This is a genomic window from Brenneria salicis ATCC 15712 = DSM 30166, from assembly GCF_003315515.1.
Lineage (GTDB): Bacteria > Pseudomonadota > Gammaproteobacteria > Enterobacterales > Enterobacteriaceae > Brenneria > Brenneria salicis.
The window spans coordinates 1-17,535 of record NZ_QNRY01000060.1 but is presented as its reverse complement, the minus strand read 5'-3'; the positions used below and the strand labels follow the sequence as shown (position 1 = coordinate 17,535).

The 17,535-nt window shown below is 43.9% G+C and carries 17 protein-coding genes, 2 tRNA genes, 1 rRNA gene and 2 pseudogenes; 7 read left to right on the top strand and 15 right to left on the bottom strand.

Going from position 1 to position 17,535, the window contains the following annotated elements; genetic code table 11:
- The 4 genes and pseudogenes from rrf to DES54_RS19310 all read left to right on the top strand — a co-directional run.
- A 5S ribosomal RNA gene (gene rrf, locus DES54_RS17115) occupies positions 1-90 on the top strand; the annotation flags it as partial.
- Positions 91-143: 53 nt separating this feature from the next.
- Positions 144-220: transfer RNA gene (locus DES54_RS17110), tRNA-Asp, on the top strand.
- Positions 221-402: 182 nt separating this feature from the next.
- On the top strand, positions 403-1,188 hold the full coding sequence (locus DES54_RS17105; protein ID WP_113869434.1) for an endonuclease/exonuclease/phosphatase family protein: 786 nt from the start codon (positions 403-405) through the stop codon (positions 1,186-1,188).
- A gap of 186 nt (positions 1,189-1,374) precedes the next feature.
- Positions 1,375-1,936 (top strand): annotated as a pseudogene (locus DES54_RS19310) (IS3 family transposase); the annotation flags it as partial.
- A gap of 61 nt (positions 1,937-1,997) precedes the next feature.
- On the opposite strand, the gene mltD reads toward DES54_RS19310, so the two are convergent.
- Complete coding sequence (mltD, locus tag DES54_RS17095) at positions 1,998-3,374, bottom strand: murein transglycosylase D (RefSeq protein WP_113869432.1); 1,377 nt, start codon at positions 3,372-3,374, stop codon at positions 1,998-2,000.
- A 70-nt stretch (positions 3,375-3,444) separates the two neighbouring features.
- Positions 3,445-4,200: a hydroxyacylglutathione hydrolase gene (gene gloB, locus DES54_RS17090; RefSeq protein ID WP_113869430.1), complete on the bottom strand. Its 756-nt coding sequence runs from the start codon at positions 4,198-4,200 to the stop codon at positions 3,445-3,447.
- A gap of 44 nt (positions 4,201-4,244) precedes the next feature.
- Between gloB and DES54_RS17085 the strand changes: the two genes are divergently transcribed.
- On the top strand, positions 4,245-4,955 hold the full coding sequence (locus tag DES54_RS17085; protein ID WP_113869428.1) for a class I SAM-dependent methyltransferase: 711 nt from the start codon (positions 4,245-4,247) through the stop codon (positions 4,953-4,955).
- 9 nt (positions 4,956-4,964) lie between these two features.
- Here the strand turns inward: DES54_RS17085 and rnhA are convergent, their stop codons facing one another.
- The gene (gene rnhA / locus DES54_RS17080; protein ID WP_169050422.1) at positions 4,965-5,531 is read right to left on the bottom strand and encodes a ribonuclease HI; all 567 of its coding nucleotides are present in this window, start codon (positions 5,529-5,531) and stop codon (positions 4,965-4,967) included.
- Between rnhA and dnaQ the strand changes: the two genes are divergently transcribed.
- Both dnaQ and DES54_RS17070 read left to right on the top strand, forming a co-directional pair.
- Positions 5,485-6,222, top strand: coding sequence for a DNA polymerase III subunit epsilon (dnaQ, locus tag DES54_RS17075; protein WP_113869424.1), 738 nt, complete (start codon positions 5,485-5,487; stop codon positions 6,220-6,222). The two genes, rnhA and dnaQ, sit on opposite strands and share 47 nt — an antisense overlap.
- A 126-nt stretch (positions 6,223-6,348) precedes the next feature.
- A tRNA-Asp gene (locus tag DES54_RS17070) sits at positions 6,349-6,425 on the top strand.
- Between the two features lie 378 nt (positions 6,426-6,803).
- On the opposite strand, the gene DES54_RS17065 is transcribed toward DES54_RS17070, so the two are convergent.
- The 12 genes and pseudogenes from DES54_RS17065 to DES54_RS19400 all read right to left on the bottom strand — a co-directional run.
- Positions 6,804-8,003 carry a hypothetical protein gene (locus tag DES54_RS17065; protein ID WP_113869422.1) on the bottom strand — a complete coding sequence of 400 codons (1,200 nt, stop codon included), beginning with the start codon at positions 8,001-8,003 and terminating at the stop codon, positions 6,804-6,806.
- Between the two features lie 22 nt (positions 8,004-8,025).
- Complete coding sequence (locus tag DES54_RS17060; protein ID WP_113869420.1) at positions 8,026-8,769, bottom strand: outer membrane lipoprotein-sorting protein; 744 nt, start codon at positions 8,767-8,769, stop codon at positions 8,026-8,028.
- The gene (locus tag DES54_RS17055) at positions 8,766-9,980 is read right to left on the bottom strand and encodes an ABC transporter permease (protein WP_113869418.1); all 1,215 of its coding nucleotides are present in this window, start codon (positions 9,978-9,980) and stop codon (positions 8,766-8,768) included. Before DES54_RS17055 ends, DES54_RS17060 begins: the two co-directional genes overlap by 4 nt.
- Complete coding sequence (locus DES54_RS17050; protein ID WP_113869416.1) at positions 9,977-10,639, bottom strand: ABC transporter ATP-binding protein; 663 nt, start codon at positions 10,637-10,639, stop codon at positions 9,977-9,979. The genes DES54_RS17055 and DES54_RS17050 overlap by 4 nt, the downstream gene beginning before the upstream one ends.
- Complete coding sequence (locus tag DES54_RS17045) at positions 10,639-11,304, bottom strand: hypothetical protein (protein ID WP_113869414.1); 666 nt, start codon at positions 11,302-11,304, stop codon at positions 10,639-10,641. Before DES54_RS17045 ends, DES54_RS17050 begins: the two co-directional genes overlap by 1 nt.
- Positions 11,301-12,635, bottom strand: a complete 1,335-nt coding sequence (locus DES54_RS17040) for an N-acyl amino acid synthase FeeM domain-containing protein (RefSeq protein ID WP_113869412.1) — start codon at positions 12,633-12,635, stop codon at positions 11,301-11,303. The genes DES54_RS17045 and DES54_RS17040 overlap by 4 nt, the downstream gene beginning before the upstream one ends.
- Positions 12,636-12,804: 169 nt before the next feature.
- Positions 12,805-13,752, bottom strand: coding sequence for a hypothetical protein (locus tag DES54_RS17030; protein WP_169050423.1), 948 nt, complete (start codon positions 13,750-13,752; stop codon positions 12,805-12,807).
- Between the two features lie 6 nt (positions 13,753-13,758).
- A complete protein-coding gene (locus DES54_RS17025; RefSeq protein ID WP_170132586.1) occupies positions 13,759-14,952 on the bottom strand; it encodes a beta-ketoacyl synthase N-terminal-like domain-containing protein in 1,194 nt (397 codons plus the stop codon).
- Positions 14,945-15,433, bottom strand: coding sequence for a 3-hydroxyacyl-ACP dehydratase FabZ family protein (locus DES54_RS17020; RefSeq protein WP_170132585.1), 489 nt, complete (start codon positions 15,431-15,433; stop codon positions 14,945-14,947). Before DES54_RS17020 ends, DES54_RS17025 begins: the two co-directional genes overlap by 8 nt.
- Positions 15,417-15,692: an acyl carrier protein gene (locus DES54_RS17015; protein WP_169050425.1), complete on the bottom strand. Its 276-nt coding sequence runs from the start codon at positions 15,690-15,692 to the stop codon at positions 15,417-15,419. Before DES54_RS17015 ends, DES54_RS17020 begins: the two co-directional genes overlap by 17 nt.
- Positions 15,693-15,776: 84 nt before the next feature.
- On the bottom strand, positions 15,777-16,502 hold the full coding sequence (locus tag DES54_RS17010; protein ID WP_113869400.1) for an SDR family oxidoreductase: 726 nt from the start codon (positions 16,500-16,502) through the stop codon (positions 15,777-15,779).
- Positions 16,503-17,284: 782 nt separating this feature from the next.
- Positions 17,285-17,411, bottom strand: a pseudogene (locus DES54_RS19400) (KUP/HAK/KT family potassium transporter); the annotation flags it as partial.
- Positions 17,412-17,535 lie beyond the last annotated feature (124 nt).

The window sequence follows — 17,535 nt, the reverse complement described above, 5'->3', positions numbered from 1 at the left end:
ACCTGACCCCATGCCGAACTCAGCAGTGAAACGCCGTAGCGCCGATGGTAGTGTGGGGTCTCCCCATGTGAGAGTAGGGAACTGCCAGGCATCAAATTAAGTGGAAAGCCAGAGAGAATCTGGTGGTGGTAAAGAAATTCGGTGGAGCGGTAGTTCAGTTGGTTAGAATACCTGCCTGTCACGCAGGGGGTCGCGGGTTCGAGTCCCGTCCGTTCCGCCACTTATTGCATAAGCCCTGAGTCTATACTCAGGGCTTTTCTGTATTTGAATAGCAGCCTGTTTCATATTTTCTCTGCTTAACGTCAGTCACACATTGAAAGTCGGTAATAAAATCCCTATAACAGAATAGTACCTCTGCTCCAGTTGTTGCATTGGCGTTATGAAATTTATAGCAGGCGAGGCGTGCGAAAAAAAAACTATTCGATGAGATATGTTGCAGGACAACCGGCAGAACGTATCTTTCCACCTCGGCAAATGTTTCCTCTGGAACACGTGCTGCCTACCGGTCCGTTGCTGCTAAAGCAGGATGTTTTGCGCGTGATGGTGTGGAACATCTTTAAGCAGCAAAGAATGAACTGGCTTTCTGTTTTGCAGAACTTTGGCAAAGATACCCATTTGGTTCTGTTGCAGGAGGCACAGAGCACGCCTGAGCTTATTCGCTTTGCAACCTCTAACTATCTTTCTACCGATCAGGTTCCTGCGGTTGTTTTGCCGCAACATCCTTCGGGCGTGATGACATTGTCGGCTGCTCAGCCAATGTATTGCTGCCCGCTACGGGAAAGGGAGCCATTACTGCGTTTATCCAAGTCCGCCTTAGTGACCGTGTATTCTTTGCACGATGGCCGACAACTGATGGTTATCAACATTCATGCGGTAAATTTCAGTTTTGGTGTGGAAGTATATAGTAAGCAGCTTGAGTCCATTGGTGAACAACTTAGTCTTCACCGTGGCCCGGCGATTATGGCGGGTGACTTTAACGCCTGGAGCCAGCCCCGTATTAATGCGCTTTATCGCTTTGCTACACGTATGGCGCTAAAAGAGGTCGGTTTTATTGATGATCATCGTCGCAAAGCGTTTGGGCGTCCGCTGGACTTTGTGTTCTATCGTGAATTGGATGTTGTCCAATCTTCCATCCTGGTGACGCAGGCATCGGATCACAATCCTTTGCTGGTCGAATTTCAACTTTGATGATAGTAGCCTGACCATAAACAAAAAATCGCCTTAATTGAACTGTACCCCAAAAGTTGGACATCCAACGAGTAAGGGGGCAGTTTTTTATGAGCACATATTCTCTCAGTTTCAAGCTTCGGGCTGTGCAACATTATCTCTCAGGGTTGGAAGGGCAAAAAGCGACAGCAAGGCATTTTGGCATCGATTACGCTTGCCGGTCGTATGGCCGGCAACCCACTGAACCACAAAACCGTTCAGAAGCTGATGCAGCACCTTAATCTAGCATCATGTATTAGAAGGAAAAAATATAACTCCTATAAAGGTCGGTACGGCAAAGCTGCCGAAAATAGCCTGAACCGCCAGTTCACCGCGAACAAGCCGAACCAGAAATGGGGGACGGATGTGACAGAATTTAATATTGGCGGAGAAAAACTGTATTAATCCCCGGTGCTTGACCTGTATAACGGTGAAATCGTCGCGTATCAGATGGCACAACGCCCCCATCTGTCGATGGTTGACGATATGCTGACGAAAGCGTTATCAACGCTGCTGCAGGGGGAATTTCCGTTACTTCATTCTGATCAGGGATGGAAATATCAGATGCCGCATTATCAGCAGCGGCTGGAGAAAGCCGGTGTGAAGCAAAGCATGTCACGGAAAGGAAATTGCCATGACAATGCAGTAATATTACGAAAGAATAAAACAGAAACTAAAAGGCCTGAGCCCGGTAGAGTACCGGCCCCAGGCCCAAATAACCGCCAGATAAACCATCCAACTTTATGGAGTCAGTTCATAAAATTCAGGCGGTTTTCTTGTGTGCATGATCTCTAAGAGTCAGGCCGGGCGCCATTACTGACATAAAGCGTCAGTGTGTCACCGGGCTGGATATTGGTTTTCTTGTTGATCACAGTATTCCAACGCATAACATCCGCAATATTTACGCCATGACGCTTGGCGATGCTGACAAGCGAATCACCTTTACGAACTTGATAGGTGATTGAACCGCCGTTACTGCTACTGTTAGCTAACCTGGCAATTTGCAACGTCTGTCCAACCTTGAGTGCGTTCGCACTACGCAGATTGTTCCAGCTTTGCAAATCTTTGGCGCTAACATTCAGCCGCGCGGCAATTGCAGATAACGTATCGCCAGAGCGAACTTTATACTGCGATTCGGTCGTTGACTGCGCCAGTCTGGTCGGCTGGATCGCCGCGATGTCACCATCTGCCAGCGAATCCTTCAACTGCTCAACATGCGCTTTCGGAACCATAATATAATGCGGACCATTTGGCGCGGTTACACCGCGTTTGTAGCCAGGATTGTAGTTCTTCAGCGTGGTCAATGACAGACCGGCCATTTCTGCAGCTTGCGTCAATTGCATTTGCTGTCCAACGTCTACTCTGGCCAATGCACGGCTTTCGTTTGGCGTGGGCAGGTTAACGCCGTATTTTCTGCTATTCTTAAGAATATCGCTCAAGGCCAGCATTTTCGGAACATAGATTGACGTTTCACGTGGTAACGCCAATGCCCAGAAATTTGTTGCTTTACCCTTTGCTTTATTCGCTTTAATAGCTTGCATGACGCGGCCTTCACCACTGTTGTAGGCAGCGACTGTCAATAGCCAGTCACCGTCGAACATGGTGTTAAGACGCTGCATTATATCCAGTGCAGCGGTCGTCGAGGCGACCACGTCACGACGACCGTCATACCATTGGTTTTGTTTCAAACCATAATTTCGTCCTGTGCCAGGGATTATCTGCCATAGCCCTGCGGCATTGGCGGATGATGTGGCGTGAGGATCAAAAGCGCTCTCCACTATGGGTAGCAGTACCAGTTCCATCGGCATGTTACGTTGCTTAATCTGCTCGACAATCCAGTACATGTACGGCTCTGCCCGTAATGTTACATCGTGGAGATAGCTCTTGTTTTTTAAAAAACGCGTTTTTTGTTCGCGGATCCGGGCGTTTTCCGGAACCTCCATCTTCAGCTCGTCGCTAATGAAGTTCCACAGATCTCGTTGCGCGAGGCTGTCATCATCCATCCATCGCGCGGAGGTCTCTCGACCATCTGCGTACTTTCCTGCTTCACTTTGACCTGCCGAAGACAGACTCTGTGCATGCTGTTTGGGTTGTGAGGCGTCATTGGGTGGCACCTGGCAACCGACTAGCAAGACCGAGGCGATGAACATCATCACTTTAGCCTTCATATGTGTGTCAATAGTTGCTTAAAAGACGAGCAATAATACGTTGATTAGGGAGTCAGCACAACCCATACCTTTAGAAATGGTCTTTCTTACTGCGTAGTTGCTCAAAAATCTGCCAATCCGCCATGCTTTCAGGTTCTTTTAATATTTTCTTTTTTAAATCAATATCATGGCATCTAAGAAACAGGTTGATTTTACGCTCTAATCCTAATGTTGTAGGCAAGCTAGACTGTGATTTTTTGCGTATCTGGCTGATTTTATAAAGATAAGCCTCAATAGTGGATTCTTCTGGCCATATTTCATTAGAAAACATTAAGTTTTCTTGCGTGTATTCATGTGCGCAGCAAATAAGCGTGTCATCAGGGAGGGTTGATATTTTTTTAATTGATTCAAACATTTGTTTCGGAGTGCCTTCAAAAATTCGTCCGCACCCACCGGAGAAAAGCGTATCGCCGCAGAATAAAAAGGGAGCAATATAATAAGCAATATGACCGGATGTGTGGCCCGGAACATCGATTACGGAAAATTCTGAATCTAATAATTCGATGACTTTTCCGCCGCTCACGACGATCGGTATACCGCAATTAGCGGTTTCCTGCGGCCCAAAAACAGGCAAATTCGCATAGTGATCCACAATACCGGCAACTCCGCCGACATGATCGTTGTGATGATGAGTAAGTAGAATAGCCTTAGGAGAAAGCTGATGTTGGTCAAGCGCATCCAGCACCGGCTGCGACTCCCCTGGATCGACGATCACACAATGCTTTTCTTTATTACTCAATAACCAAATGTAGTTGTCCTGGAGGGCGGGAATACTGATAAGATTCATTGATTACCTCGTTTTGCTATCAGCCTGAGGAAAGAGAATAAAACATGAAGCCAGCTCACACCCCTCAGACGCTTGTTGCCCCTGCTTCATGGGATGATATCACCTGTGGTCAATACTATCGTGAATCACTTGAACAGGCATTACTCCCCTGGTGGCCGAAGTTGTTTGGTTTCCATCTGCTCAAAATAGGGCCGTTGAGCGCTGAGATTACTGTGCGTGAGTGTTCGATTTCACATCAGGTTAATGTCGCCCCTTGTGGTAACAATTTGCAGATTATCGCTGATCCGCATCAGTTACCCTTTTCTGAAAAGTCGGTTGATGCATGTTTACTGGCGCAAACACTGTCTTATTCATCAGATCCGCATCGGGTGCTGCGTGAAGTAGACCGTGTGTTGATTGATGATGGCTGGCTGATATTTAGTGGATTTAATCCGATCAGTTTTGTTGGGGTGGCCAAACTTATTCCCAGATTAAACAAACGACAGCCCTATTGTAGTCGAATGTTTACGCAAATGCGCATGATGGACTGGTTGAGTTTGCTGAATTACGAAGTAGTGCATCATGCCAGTTTTCACGTCACGCCGTGGCGAAGAAATAAAGGAAAGTTGAATAAGCACATCCCGGTCTTTGGCTGCATGACATTGCTTGTTGCGCGTAAGAGGACGATTCCGTTGATAGCCACGCCGATGCGGGCCAAATTACGCAAGGCACCGTTGCACCGCACGGTCGGCGCAACGAAAATTTATCGACATTAAGGCGTCACCTTACTCTGGATGATAACCGAGATCATCCAGTTTCGGCGCGTTGGCCGCTTGACGCGCAAGCTCATCGCAGCGTTCATTTTCCGGGTGTCCGGCGTGGCCTTTTACCCATTCCCAGCGTAGGGTGTGGTGTTGGATCGCCACATCAAGGCGTTGCCAGAGATCGACATTTTTTACCGGTTTTTTATCTGCGGTTTTCCAGCCCCGTTTTTTCCAGTTATGAATCCAACTGGTGATCCCCTGGCGGACATACTGGCTGTCGGTGCTTAACACCACTTCGCACGGAGAGGTCAGTGTTTCAAGCGCCGCGATAGCCGCCATTAGTTCCATCCGGTTATTGGTGGTTAGTCGGTAACCGGCACTCAGTGTTTTTTCATGCTGCTTATAACGCAGCAAGGCACCGTAACCGCCAGGGCCGGGATTTCCCAGGCAAGATCCGTCGGTGAAAACTTCTACCTGTTTAAGCATCTCTGGTAGACTCTCCCTTATGGTGAAAACGGCAAGTCTGACATAAACGAAAACGATGAGCACTGAAATTACGCGACAAGTCGTCCTCGATACGGAAACCACCGGTATGAATAAACTGGGGGTTCACTACGAAGGACATAAAATTATCGAAATTGGCGGCGTAGAGGTGATCAATCGTCGTCTAACCGGACGTCACTTTCACGTTTATATCAAACCTGATCGGTTAGTCGATCCTGAAGCCTATAACATTCATGGTATCAGCGATGAGTTTCTGGCGGATAAGCCGACTTATGCTGATATTGCCGATGAGTTTCTCGATTTTATCCGCGGGGCTGAACTTGTTATCCATAATGCCATGTTTGATATCGGTTTTATGGATTATGAGTTCCGCATGCTTAATCGGGATATGCCGAAGACGGAAACATTCTGTAAGATCACTGATAGCCTGTTAATGGCGCGTAAGATCTTCCCCGGCAAACGCAACAATTTGGATGCGCTCTGTGATCGTTACCAGATAGATAACAGTAAGCGAACGCTGCACGGCGCTTTGCTTGATGCCGAAATTCTGGCGGAAGTCTATCTGGCCATGACCGGCGGCCAGACGTCGCTGGCATTTTCAATGGAAGGTGAAACGCAGCGACAGGAAAATGAGAGCGAAACCATTCAGCGCATCACGCGTCCGGCATCGGCATTGAAGGTGCTTTACGCCAACGAAGAAGAATTATTTGCCCATGAACAGCGTTTGGATCTTATCGCCAAGAAAGGCGGCGGTTGCCTGTGGCGCAATGAGTAGCACATTATCGGCGAGAGAATCGCCGTCAAGATGAAATTATGAGCAAACAGAATTGGTTAGTTATAAAAACCATTGACGTAATAGTACCATCATCTTAGTATTCACCCCGCTCAATGAGCATAGAGTGGAGCGGTAGTTCAGTTGGTTAGAATACCTGCCTGTCACGCAGGGGGTCGCGGGTTCGAGTCCCGTCCGTTCCGCCAACTTATTTCGGGGTGTATTTATACATCTCTGAATGAATGAAAACCGTATTGTTGTCAAAGGCATACGGTTTTTTTCGTCTCTATGATACCCAGGGATAGAGGGAGAGCAGGCGCGAAATGGCCCACACACCAGAAAGAGAAATTTCGTAGGCCGTTTTTATGGCACGCTATCCCTGCCGGGCCGTCGTTATTGCGATGTTAAAAATTTCTCCTGGAAATTTTTTGTTTTGTAGCTGAGAAAAGGTTGCGGATACAGGGTATTACATCACTCTTGTTATTTGGCTTTTAACGACATTAATGAATGGCATACATATTCACTTTTTTATAAAGATCAAATTCTGTTTTTCTCAGAGGATATGCGGGGGGACTCAGTCATGATTAATGACTATTCCAAAAGTATTGCCAGGATAAGAACAGGCCATAGTTTATCGGATTACTGCCATATTCACTCTGCGAGTTGCCCTGATAGAATTCGACGCTCACTCTCAATGTTGAATTTTTTGATACCTGGTTAATGACGGTACTGCGTAAAAAATTACTGTTATCATTTAAACCATGAATAAAGGTCTGCTCCAGCTTTATATCGGCATTAATCGGTGCATCACTAAGCCGGATAAATAATTTATTTTTATATCTGTTACGTACATTGAGATATTTAGAGGCATCAGTACGATGAATCTTACCGGCAGCAACGGCTACGTAGATATTGTCATATTCACTTTCCGTATAGCCGTGCTGATTATACCAATATTCAGCATTGAAATTAATTCCATTATCAAAAGTATACTGTGAACCCAATACCAGTTCGTTAAAAATTCCAGACTTGGAATTCAGATTTCCGTGTGCATCAATGACTGACCGATTTCTTTTGTCAGACAGCGAATTTTCTATATAACCAGTGACCTTATCAGTAATAGTGGTCGAAATATTGATTCCCAAGGCGTTACTTGAATTATGATAGTATGATATTCCGGTATCTGTATTAATCTTAGGGGTATTTAAAGAATACTGGAGCCAACTGGCGCTTTCAGACGGTAAATAATAAAATTGTAAGGAAGATGAGGAAAAGTAATTCATCACACCAACTAAATTATTCCCTATGATCTCGGAACGACGCTGTTGATCTGAAAGATGGCGATCCTGGAATTTGTTCAAATTGAGGAAATCAGTTGGGTTATTCCCCATCGCTACTCCATTAACTAACTGCTTTCGGCCTGCGTTAACAATAAAAGTATCAGTTAATGAGTAATCCAGTAATGCTTCATCGACGATTATTTGGGATTTATCGTTCTCCTTATCGAAAGAAACCTTCTCACTGGCCCTAACTTTAAGCGGGAACGATAAACGCTGATACTGATAACGAGAGAAAAAGTTCATCATTAATTGAGAATAGTTATCTGAGTATAAATTATAATCGTCGCTATTTTGATATCTTTCCCCCTGATAGATATAACTTCTTAAATTGCTTTGTAATTGGTAATCAAAGTCAGGAGCGTCTGCGTTGACTTGTATCGGGAATGTGGTCAGCAGCAACCATCCGTATGCGCCCCATAACCATTTGATAGAAAGATTACGCATAAAATCCTCCCGACTTATAATATTATTTTATCCGGTTGAGATATGAGGGTTGATAGAATGCTTCTGGCGTTTTTTCCAGTGAAAAATCTGCGTAGGTTAATGTGGTTATCTTACTGGTATTAATACTGTCTCTAATCACTAACTTTACCGGGCGTTGCTCCCCTAAAATGGGGGCATACTCAAGATAGTCAATCGATTTCAATTTTTTACCAGATAAAGAATAGAAGTCCGCTTTCAGTGGATGAAAATTGTTTTTTTTGACGGTCAATACTACCTTTCTGTATGGAGTCGAGGCCTCTTTCGCCTGTAATTCAAGTTCGATAACCTCGCTGTCGTTCTGAGTTTTCGTCATCGAGGAAACCGGTGTGTAGTCGATATTAAAAACCACGCGTGAGATATCAGCATTAGATGCCGCCCCCACTAATTGTTGCTGCGGCGATATTCTCATCGCGCGACTGGTCCCCGGGATATAGATCCACATATTACGGTCAGTTAATAAAATTGCACGTCCCTTGTTTTTAATCGGCTGGGTATAGAGCACTAAACTTCTGGTGCTACTGTTAACTTTAACCTTATATTCGTTAATACTTTCGTCGTTGTTAACATTGGCGGTTACACTAAAGATAAAATCACTGCCTGGCGCACGTATCTGATCGACACGCGCCAGTATTTCTTCAGGTGAGCGGATAGTATGACTGTTATCTTCCGCCACAGACGGGAATGGTAAAATGAGTAATAAAAAGAGTAAAGAACCAAGTATTTTCATATGTGAGTCAATGCCTCGACAATATCTTTTCTGGCTGCAATAAATGCCGGATATAATGACGATACCGTTGCAGTGATTACTGACATCATAAACGAATAAAAAATAATATAAAAATCAAGATTAATTCGCGCCGTATAGCCACTGGACATACCTGGCGGAGCGGGTATGGCAATACCGCCTGACAGATTGATTAGTTGGGATAAACCGGTTCCGATAAGCACACCGATTACCCCACCTAATATGCCAATGATGACACCTTCGCTGACAAATAATTTAATGATAGAGAATCGCGTCTGTCCCATAGCGCGAAGGGTACCAATTTCCCGGAAGCGCTCAAAAACCGACATACTCATGGTATTCGTGATACTTAAAATCACGATAATGGATAATACAATAAAGCTTAGCTTAAAGATTGACGTGTAAAGATTGACCACCCCCTGATAAAATTCGGCAAGCTGCGTCCAGATTTTGTATTCATAATTACCGCTAATGCTCTTGTTCAGTTTGCCGGCGACGACAGGTAGATTTTCTGTCTCATCCAGTAATAACATCAAATATTCGATCTTTTCCGTATCCAGCAATTGTTGCAAATGTGCCAGGTTCATCTTGACATAAACCTTGTCATATTCTTTCGCTGGTGTACGCACGATGCCGACAATAGTGCAATCGACTGCATTTATAGCGTCATCATAACTTGAACTGAGTATGGTGGCGGTATCACCTACCTTGGCCGCCAGACCTTTTGCCAATTGGCCGCCAATCACGCATTCATCGCTATGACCTTGCTCGATTTGCCGCCCCTCAACCACAATTTCATAGTTAGAGAACTCTTCGTCTCTTTCCGGCATCACGCCAATCAACTTGGCTGACAACGTTGCATGACCGACAGTAATTAACCCAGAGCCGGTTAACCTTCTTGATATTGTACTGATATTGGGGATATTTCTCAGCGTTGTTTCTAATTTATCCGGCGCGGAGATAAGCAATTCCTTGCTTTGCGATGCGCCTTGTTCAAAATACCCTTGAGATGCAATTTGTATATGTCCTAACTGGGTACGTATCGTCGATTCCCTTAGTCTTTCAAAAGTATAATTAATAAAACCGCCAAACACGATCATCGCGCTCATCGCTGCGGCAATCGACAGAAAAATGATAAGTGTCCTGCGTTTATTTCTGAAAACATTCCTCAGGGCTAACAGTGCTGTTGTCATATTATTCTCCCATCAGTCATATGGATAACTCGTTGCGCGAAGTTGTATACGGCTGCGTCATGGGTGGCGAAAATAAACGAGGTTTTGCGCGACTGATTCATCTCAGCGATAAGATTAAGTATGATACCGGCATTTTTACTGTCTAAATTGGCTGTCGGCTCATCCGCCAGGATATATCTGGGCTGGGTAATGAGCGCTCGCGCAATAGCCACTCGCTGACGTTGTCCTCCAGACAATTGATCGGGTTTATGATCCTGCCAGATCTTCAGACCGACATCATTGATAATGTCTACGACGCGTTTTTTCCTCTCAGACTTGCTGACACCCTGCAAAATTAACGGATACTCGATATTTTCATAAATCGATAATACCGGCAGCAGATTAAATGACTGGAAGATAAAGCTTATATTGTCCCGACGAAATAATGATTTCTGATAATCGTTAAGATTATTCGCTAACTTATCTAACAGAAATACGTCGCCAGTATCGGGCGTCAGCAGACATCCCAATACATTTAATAACGTTGATTTTCCACTACCCGAAGGCCCGGTAATTGCCACCATTTCAGATTCTGCAACATCCAGCGAAATATTATCAAGTGCCAACACTGAGCTATAGCCAAACGAGAATTGATGGCTTACCCCTCTAATTTTAATCATTAGAGTTTTCCTTTGGATTTTTTAGCCCATTCGGATTTATCATCAGCGGAAATGGATTTTTTAAAGAATTCAACCGCCTGTGAGTGGTTCCCCTCATGGTCGGCCAGGACGCCCAGCTTATAATAAAATTCACTTTGATGGGTGACAGAGAGCGAAAAATGAGTGGTTAAATACAGGTAATCGTTGAAAGCCATTTTTTTACGATCGAACATCTCCGGTACACTATAAGCGATACTGGCGCGGATCACCCTCACTTGGTAATTGTCACCCGCGCTGTTGACCGCTTTATCTAACATGGCCAATCCTTTGTTCACATAGGTGATTTTTTTGTACACGACGCTGCTATCTCTGGCTAACATAGCATATGAACTGCCTAGATAAGCCAGCGCCAACATATCATCAGAGGCAGACGAACAATATCGTTCTAAGTATGCGACAGCCTGTTCAGATGCTTTATTTTTTTCATCAAGAGCGAGCTGATGGTAAGCGATCCCAATAATTTTCAAGGCCTGGATGTCTTTTTCTGCTAACGGCTTGTACTCATTGATCACATCCTCTAACCAGGCCGACGTTTGGGCACTATATAGTTCATTCTGAATACCACTACTTTGCGCCCAACATGAAGACAATACTGTTAATAATAAAAACCAGCGTAATCTACTCATTGTGCCGCACCTCCTCCTGAGTTTAATAACTTCCTGATGTCTTTCACCTCTAGTTCCCAAGGCCGATTACTTATCTTTTTAAAGTAAAATCTCAGTGCCGCGCGCTTATACCATCTTTCAAGTAAGTAAGGATTCACATAATCACCAAAGCCATATTTACTCGCCTTATCACTATTTTTAATAATCATATTGGAGAAGTTCATTACCATCGGCGTACAGAGGGTGCCATACGACAATTTGGATTGCGAGCGCGGATCTGATGGGGCAAACAGTAAATCAAAACCCATTCTCATATACATCGTAACGCGATGCGTTGCAGCATTGCCGACAATGAAACAGATATCCCGTTCTAAAGCCAACTCAATCAAACATTTAAATAATCCGGTGATCACTTCAGGCCGATCCCGATACTTCTCTTCAATAGAAAACCTACCAGCCTGTAAAACGGAACCAACACGTTTTAAATTCTGTAAATCAAGATTAGCTTCATGCTCAATCGGCAGAGGGGAATCCCCGGCTAAGACACATCTAATACAACCGACTATTTTTTCGCCATCATAGGCGCAAAATATCATCACATTATTATTTTTATCTATGGTAGAGTCTGCAATTTCTAGCTGTAATTCATCCAGCAACAAAAGATTACGCTGTTCATCAGCGATAACCTTTTCAATAAAAAACGCCTGATACTCTGGGATATTTTCGGTGACTCTTTTGAAATCTATATTATTAATGGAAAAGTGATCTTTTCTAGTGTTATGACGACCGAACCATACCAGACTGAAAAAAATAGTAATCAGGCCAGCCATAATACAAATCGCATAAGGGACAAGGATAAACTCTATTTCAGGAACGAAATAGAGGCTGAAAAATAATGACAACAGATAAGCCAATAACCATATGGAGGAATTGGCATAGTGCAGACTTTTTAAACCTCTTTCAGGAGAATAAAAGGCTGTAAAAGGTTTCCCTGCCAACAACAATCCACCGACTAATATTGCCAGTGAGGTGAATATAATGATGCCTGTGAGATGCCCAAGGTAAACATCGAAAAAGGATAGAGACGTTAACACAATGTACATCAATAATATAAAAATAGAGATGGGCGACCTGATGTTATGTTTGAGTTCAAGCACAATAATGAACAGATAACAAGACATTGCAATGATAAGAGCAATCTGTAGATCGATAAAAAAGATAAAGCCAAGACAAAACACCAAGTTGACAAGAGAAATAAACATGAAAAACACCGGAAATATCCGATCGTTGTTACGATGTTCATCCCTATTTTCAATATCGTTATCTTTCACCGCCGCGTTATCTGAAATCATTAAAACACCTCTGGATAAAGGAATTGTTGCCTATAGTTTCCAGCAGTGTGGCTATATAAGGAGGCGCGGCATCATCCATTGATAAGACATGGCTATTGTTAAACGCTTTGCTTGTTAGATATTGTATTTTCATCATTAACCCAGAAACAACAGGGATATTGTCCATCTCTCACTCCTTCCATTCCAGCCCTAAAATAAAACCACCTATATTTTCATGACCACATTTCACGATGATTTTTTTATTACCAAACTCATTAACAGCTTGATTAATTAAGAAGGGTAAAAGATAGGAAGTAAAGGCAGTCAAATCCTGCTTTAATATAAATTCATAATAAGCATGGTCATTTTCCCATTCTGGAGGAAGCACTGGTCGTTGGTCGGGCGAATAGCGGTGAATGATTTTAAATTGCCATCCTTTTGTTTTTTGTTTCGGGTCAGACAGTACTATCCCGCTTGCGCCATTAAATAACAGTCTGGAATAGACAAGGTTCAGATGCTCAATGGTAGTAAGATGTAGGGGAATGATCTCTTCGGCACATAATAGTAGCATCTTCTGTGCGCGCTGATAATGGAAACATAATGTTGCGTATTCCAGGGCCGAACATGCCCCCATAATGCCATCCAGGAACGTTAATGCGGTGGCATGTAAATTATGTGCGGCGGCAGTCTGAGTCGATATGGCGCTGGGAATCGAACTGGGTAACAACATGGTGTCCGTTTCATCCCAGCCATCGCGTACGCCGACACGTTCAAATTCCCAGGCGATGGGCATCGCCGATGAGTTAGATACGCAGGTAACACCGATATCCTCGCCGGATGAATGACAATGCTTGATAAATTCCGCCCCCAGCGATGAGGCGAAAATCGTGGCTTTACTTGCCGAACGGGCGCGCGCTACACCACTTTTTTTTCTGATGGAGAAGGGTAAATCAACCACGTTATGGTCAATTTCATATTGCAATATAACGTCTGAAGGACCGACAAACTTATATGGCGCAGTAGCCGGTTCACCCATGCCCGGCACGGAGATCACGGGTATACAAGCAGGTGCGGTAAGCCAGCCGATGACATCGATATAGGGTCCGTTAATAACAGGAATAGCCTTCATATCGCTCACGCTCTATTAATTAGAATTCAGGATTAATGCCGCATTAGTTCCACCAAACCCTAAGGCGGTAACTAAAGCGACGCCAGAACCCGGTGCAATATAACGGGGCTCATTGAGCACGACATCTAAATTGGGGAAGACATTATCCATTGAACGAGCCACGTGAGGCAGAATGCCGCTATGCAAGGTTTCACAGGCCGCTAATACGTTAAAACCGCCGGATGCCCCCATCGTATGTCCCAGGACACCTTTAGTTGAACTGCAGGGCGGAGAAGTCTCGCCAAAAAGAATCTGTGCAGCTTCCGCTTCTGTTTTGTCGTTTTGAACCGTCCCCGTACCATGCCAGTAGATAGCTGAAATTTTGCTGGCGGGCAGATTAGCCTGATGTAACGCTTTTTGAATGGTCTTGGCTACTCCTTTTGGATCGGGCTCTACCATATGTGCCGCGTCACAATAAACCGACGTACCGACGATGGCGCCTTGTACATCCTCTTTTCCCAAGATGCCCTTGCGCGCCAACAGCAGGGCAACGGCCCCTTCGCCTACGGTGGTACCATCACGGCTCGAACTGTAAGGCGTACATCCGCTTTGCGACATGGCGCCAATGTTATTAAATGCTACGGTCGCCACGCGGGATAACGTATCAACCGCAACAAGTAACACCGCGTCAGCAATGCCAAAATCAATCATGTCGCAAGCATAAGAGGTTGAGACCAATGCAGTGGCGCAGGCTGCCGATGTGGTGACACCTTGTAGATTTCGACCAATACCGCGCTTAATTGATTTGAGCAGTTCATCGGAAAGCAGCCCCTTGGCAACATCGTCAGTTAATCTGTCGAGTGCGTTTTCAGCCTCAAGGTCGACCAAGGTGGAAAGTGGGCCTGGATCACTATGCGAGGTGGCGACAACAATCAGCACATTTATATTTTCATTTTGCTGATATAAGCGATCAATAGTGTCTTTCATTTGGCTGGCGACAAAGAACGCAGCATCATTCGTCCTACTTTTAAAATCAGTGTTGTCATCGATATTTTCAATGATCGATAATGGCGGACTGTCCGGCCATCCACGAATAAAATCGCTGCCGATGGAAAAATTTTTCGCACCTTGCAGCAAATTATTCCAACACTGTTGCCAGCCATTACCGACATTCGACAAGACAAAGCACTCTTTCGCGATATCAATGCTGTTCTGATATTGATTATTCATGTAGTCCGCCTTTGCTAATAAATGCCCCAACACCAGATACCTTGCAGACTTTTCTTTCTCCGGCAAATACGATGCCTTCATAAAAGCTCTTGCCAGCAATAACATCAGTAATCGATAAATGTCCGGTAATCAGTTCACCAATACGCGCTGGAGAGATAAACTCTCCTTTACAGCGACCAAGGACCGCAGTCTGTATATTTGTCGGCTCCCTAGCAGTTAAAGTACTTAATAGCATGGTTGCCTGACCAATAAATTCGATCAGTAATACGCCGGGCATAATACTGGGGCCATCAGGCAGATGCGCCGCCATCATTGGATCAGCACCGGAAATCGCTTTCTGTACCACGATGCTGTCTTGATCCCATTGGACAACACTGTCAATTAATAACCAGGGCGAACGATAAGGCACTAGCTTAATGATTTGATGGTAATCGAGTTGCTGCGGATAGCTATTGACGAGTTGCTTATTTTCCATCAGCATCATTTCTTTCCTGGATCAGTTTAAGAATAAATTCTCGTAGATCGTTTCCGGTTAATATCTTTGACATAATCGACTCTGATATTTTTATCTTAAACATTTTTTGTGTCTCAACTAATAACGCGACAGCACCCAGTGAATCCATTTCATAGTTTTTATAAAAATTAGCGCTCATATCGAATTGATCCAGTTCTTTATCTAATGCTATTTCGACTATTTCTTTGATCTTATCTTCTGTTACAACTGCTGTGTTATTACTCATTGTCATTCCTTCTTTTTAATAAAAAAGTACGTCACCTTGGCATTGAAAACTACCTGCCAAGTTAATATTTTGGGTAATAGCTTATTAAGTCGCAGACATTCCACCGTCAACTTGAATTACTTGACCGGTAATATAACGAGCTTCAGGCTTTAAGAGATAATCCACCAGATTAGCGATATCTTCTGGCTTACCGATTTTTCTCAGAGGCGTTTTTTTCAGTAACATTTCAACCGACTTGGAAGGAGTTTCTTGGATCATTTGGCTTTCAATAATGCCTGGCGACACAACATTACAGGTTACGCCATAGCGACCTAACTCAGTGGCAATCACCCGGCACATTGATTCCAGAGCGCCCTTGCTGGCCGAATAGCTTAACTGGCCTGGATTGCCTTTTGTTGCTGAGACGGAACCAATCAATATGATCCTACCATCATCTTCCATAACGATTTTTTTGGCTATTTCACGCACAAAATAAAAAGCGCCATTTAAATTGGCATTAATAACTGAATGCCATATCTCATCAGAAGTAATGGAGATGGCGGAATCTTTCACAATACCGGCGCAATAAATAAGATCGGGACAGGCACCAAAATCGTTTCTAATTTTAGCAACGAGTTCAGTAACTTGGGAAGAGTTTGATACATCAACCTTATACCAATTTGCGGAAGGTATATCGATTGTTGGCGCAGAGCGCGGAGAATGCGTTAATGCCAGCCTGTAACCCAACTGACTCAATTTCAACGCAATAGTTTCACCAATATTCCCACTGGCTCCAACTATCAGACGTGGGCGTCCATCATAAACACTCATGTTTTCTCAATCCCTGTGAGAATGATTCATTGTGAAAAAGCAATTTTACTTACAAGTAGCACTAATTATTATGCTAATAAAAAGCTATGCGATACAATGAAACCAATACTATTTTCCTGCTGCAAATATATACATCAGATCATAGGTGGAAAAATGTGATGTATATCTCATTATGGATGAGCGAGCGTTTATTTATTTGCCAATAATTATTCTCCTAAAATATTAAATGAAAATATTTGGTGGGTGCAATTAATACAAAATAATCATTTCCAAATAGAAAAAATACTAAAATTAATCATTATTCAGAGGGTAAACCGCCTGATTATGCTTGGCACCAGACTCAATAATTTTCTTATTTCATCTGGAGCATAAGTTTAAGATGACTTGTGGCTGTATAATACATATGCATACGAAGCAGCCAGACTCGCATAATAAAAAATCGGGTGGTAAAACCTAAACCTGACGAAAAGAAAGACAGTACCAGTGTGTGGTCGTCAATCCTGGCGTGCCAGTTCCCCCTAGCAGATTCTTTTCAAAATGGCCTACAATACGGCCCACAGCGATGACGAATGGTGATGGATTTTATTATTTATCAAATAGATGGATGATGAGGTAGGTTTTCGTCCGTTCCGCCACTTATCTATTCCGGGATGTTTCTATACATCTCTGGATGAATGAAAACCGTATAGCTGTCAAAGGCATACGGTTTTTTTCGTCTCTATGATACCCTCTGCATAGGGGAGTATCCGGTGCGAAATGGCCTACTAATCGGAAAGAGAAATTATCGCCTGATGCCTCAGGGTATAAACACCAGAAATAATTGCCTGCGTCGATGACAATGGCCAGCGTTGAAAGCAAAAGCAGCGGAATTTCCGCCCAGCCAAGAGAAAAGAGATAAAACGGATTTTTATTGCTTCAGGGTTTTTAACACCAGAGCCCCTAAATAACTGCGCCTATTACCGCTCCACTTTTGTTAGTCCAGGTTTGTTGCCTGGGAAAGGTGATGCGGTTTTAATAAATTGTCTGACATTTT

Coding starts and splice junctions, on each gene's coding strand:
- mltD (WP_113869432.1), bottom strand. CDS start 3,374: ATGAAGGCTAAAGTGATGATGTTCATCGCCTCGGTCTTGCTAGTCGGT.
- gloB (WP_113869430.1), bottom strand. CDS start 4,200: ATGAATCTTATCAGTATTCCCGCCCTCCAGGACAACTACATTTGGTTA.
- DES54_RS17085 (WP_113869428.1), top strand. CDS start 4,245: ATGAAGCCAGCTCACACCCCTCAGACGCTTGTTGCCCCTGCTTCATGG.
- dnaQ (WP_113869424.1), top strand. CDS start 5,485: ATGAGCACTGAAATTACGCGACAAGTCGTCCTCGATACGGAAACCACC.
- DES54_RS17065 (WP_113869422.1), bottom strand. CDS start 8,003: ATGCGTAATCTTTCTATCAAATGGTTATGGGGCGCATACGGATGGTTG.
- DES54_RS17060 (WP_113869420.1), bottom strand. CDS start 8,769: ATGAAAATACTTGGTTCTTTACTCTTTTTATTACTCATTTTACCATTC.
- DES54_RS17055 (WP_113869418.1), bottom strand. CDS start 9,980: ATGACAACAGCACTGTTAGCCCTGAGGAATGTTTTCAGAAATAAACGC.
- DES54_RS17050 (WP_113869416.1), bottom strand. CDS start 10,639: ATGATTAAAATTAGAGGGGTAAGCCATCAATTCTCGTTTGGCTATAGC.
- DES54_RS17045 (WP_113869414.1), bottom strand. CDS start 11,304: ATGAGTAGATTACGCTGGTTTTTATTATTAACAGTATTGTCTTCATGT.
- DES54_RS17040 (WP_113869412.1), bottom strand. CDS start 12,635: ATGATTTCAGATAACGCGGCGGTGAAAGATAACGATATTGAAAATAGG.
- DES54_RS17025 (WP_170132586.1), bottom strand. CDS start 14,952: ATGAATAATCAATATCAGAACAGCATTGATATCGCGAAAGAGTGCTTT.
- DES54_RS17020 (WP_170132585.1), bottom strand. CDS start 15,433: ATGCTGATGGAAAATAAGCAACTCGTCAATAGCTATCCGCAGCAACTC.
- DES54_RS17015 (WP_169050425.1), bottom strand. CDS start 15,692: ATGAGTAATAACACAGCAGTTGTAACAGAAGATAAGATCAAAGAAATA.
- DES54_RS17010 (WP_113869400.1), bottom strand. CDS start 16,502: ATGAGTGTTTATGATGGACGCCCACGTCTGATAGTTGGAGCCAGTGGG.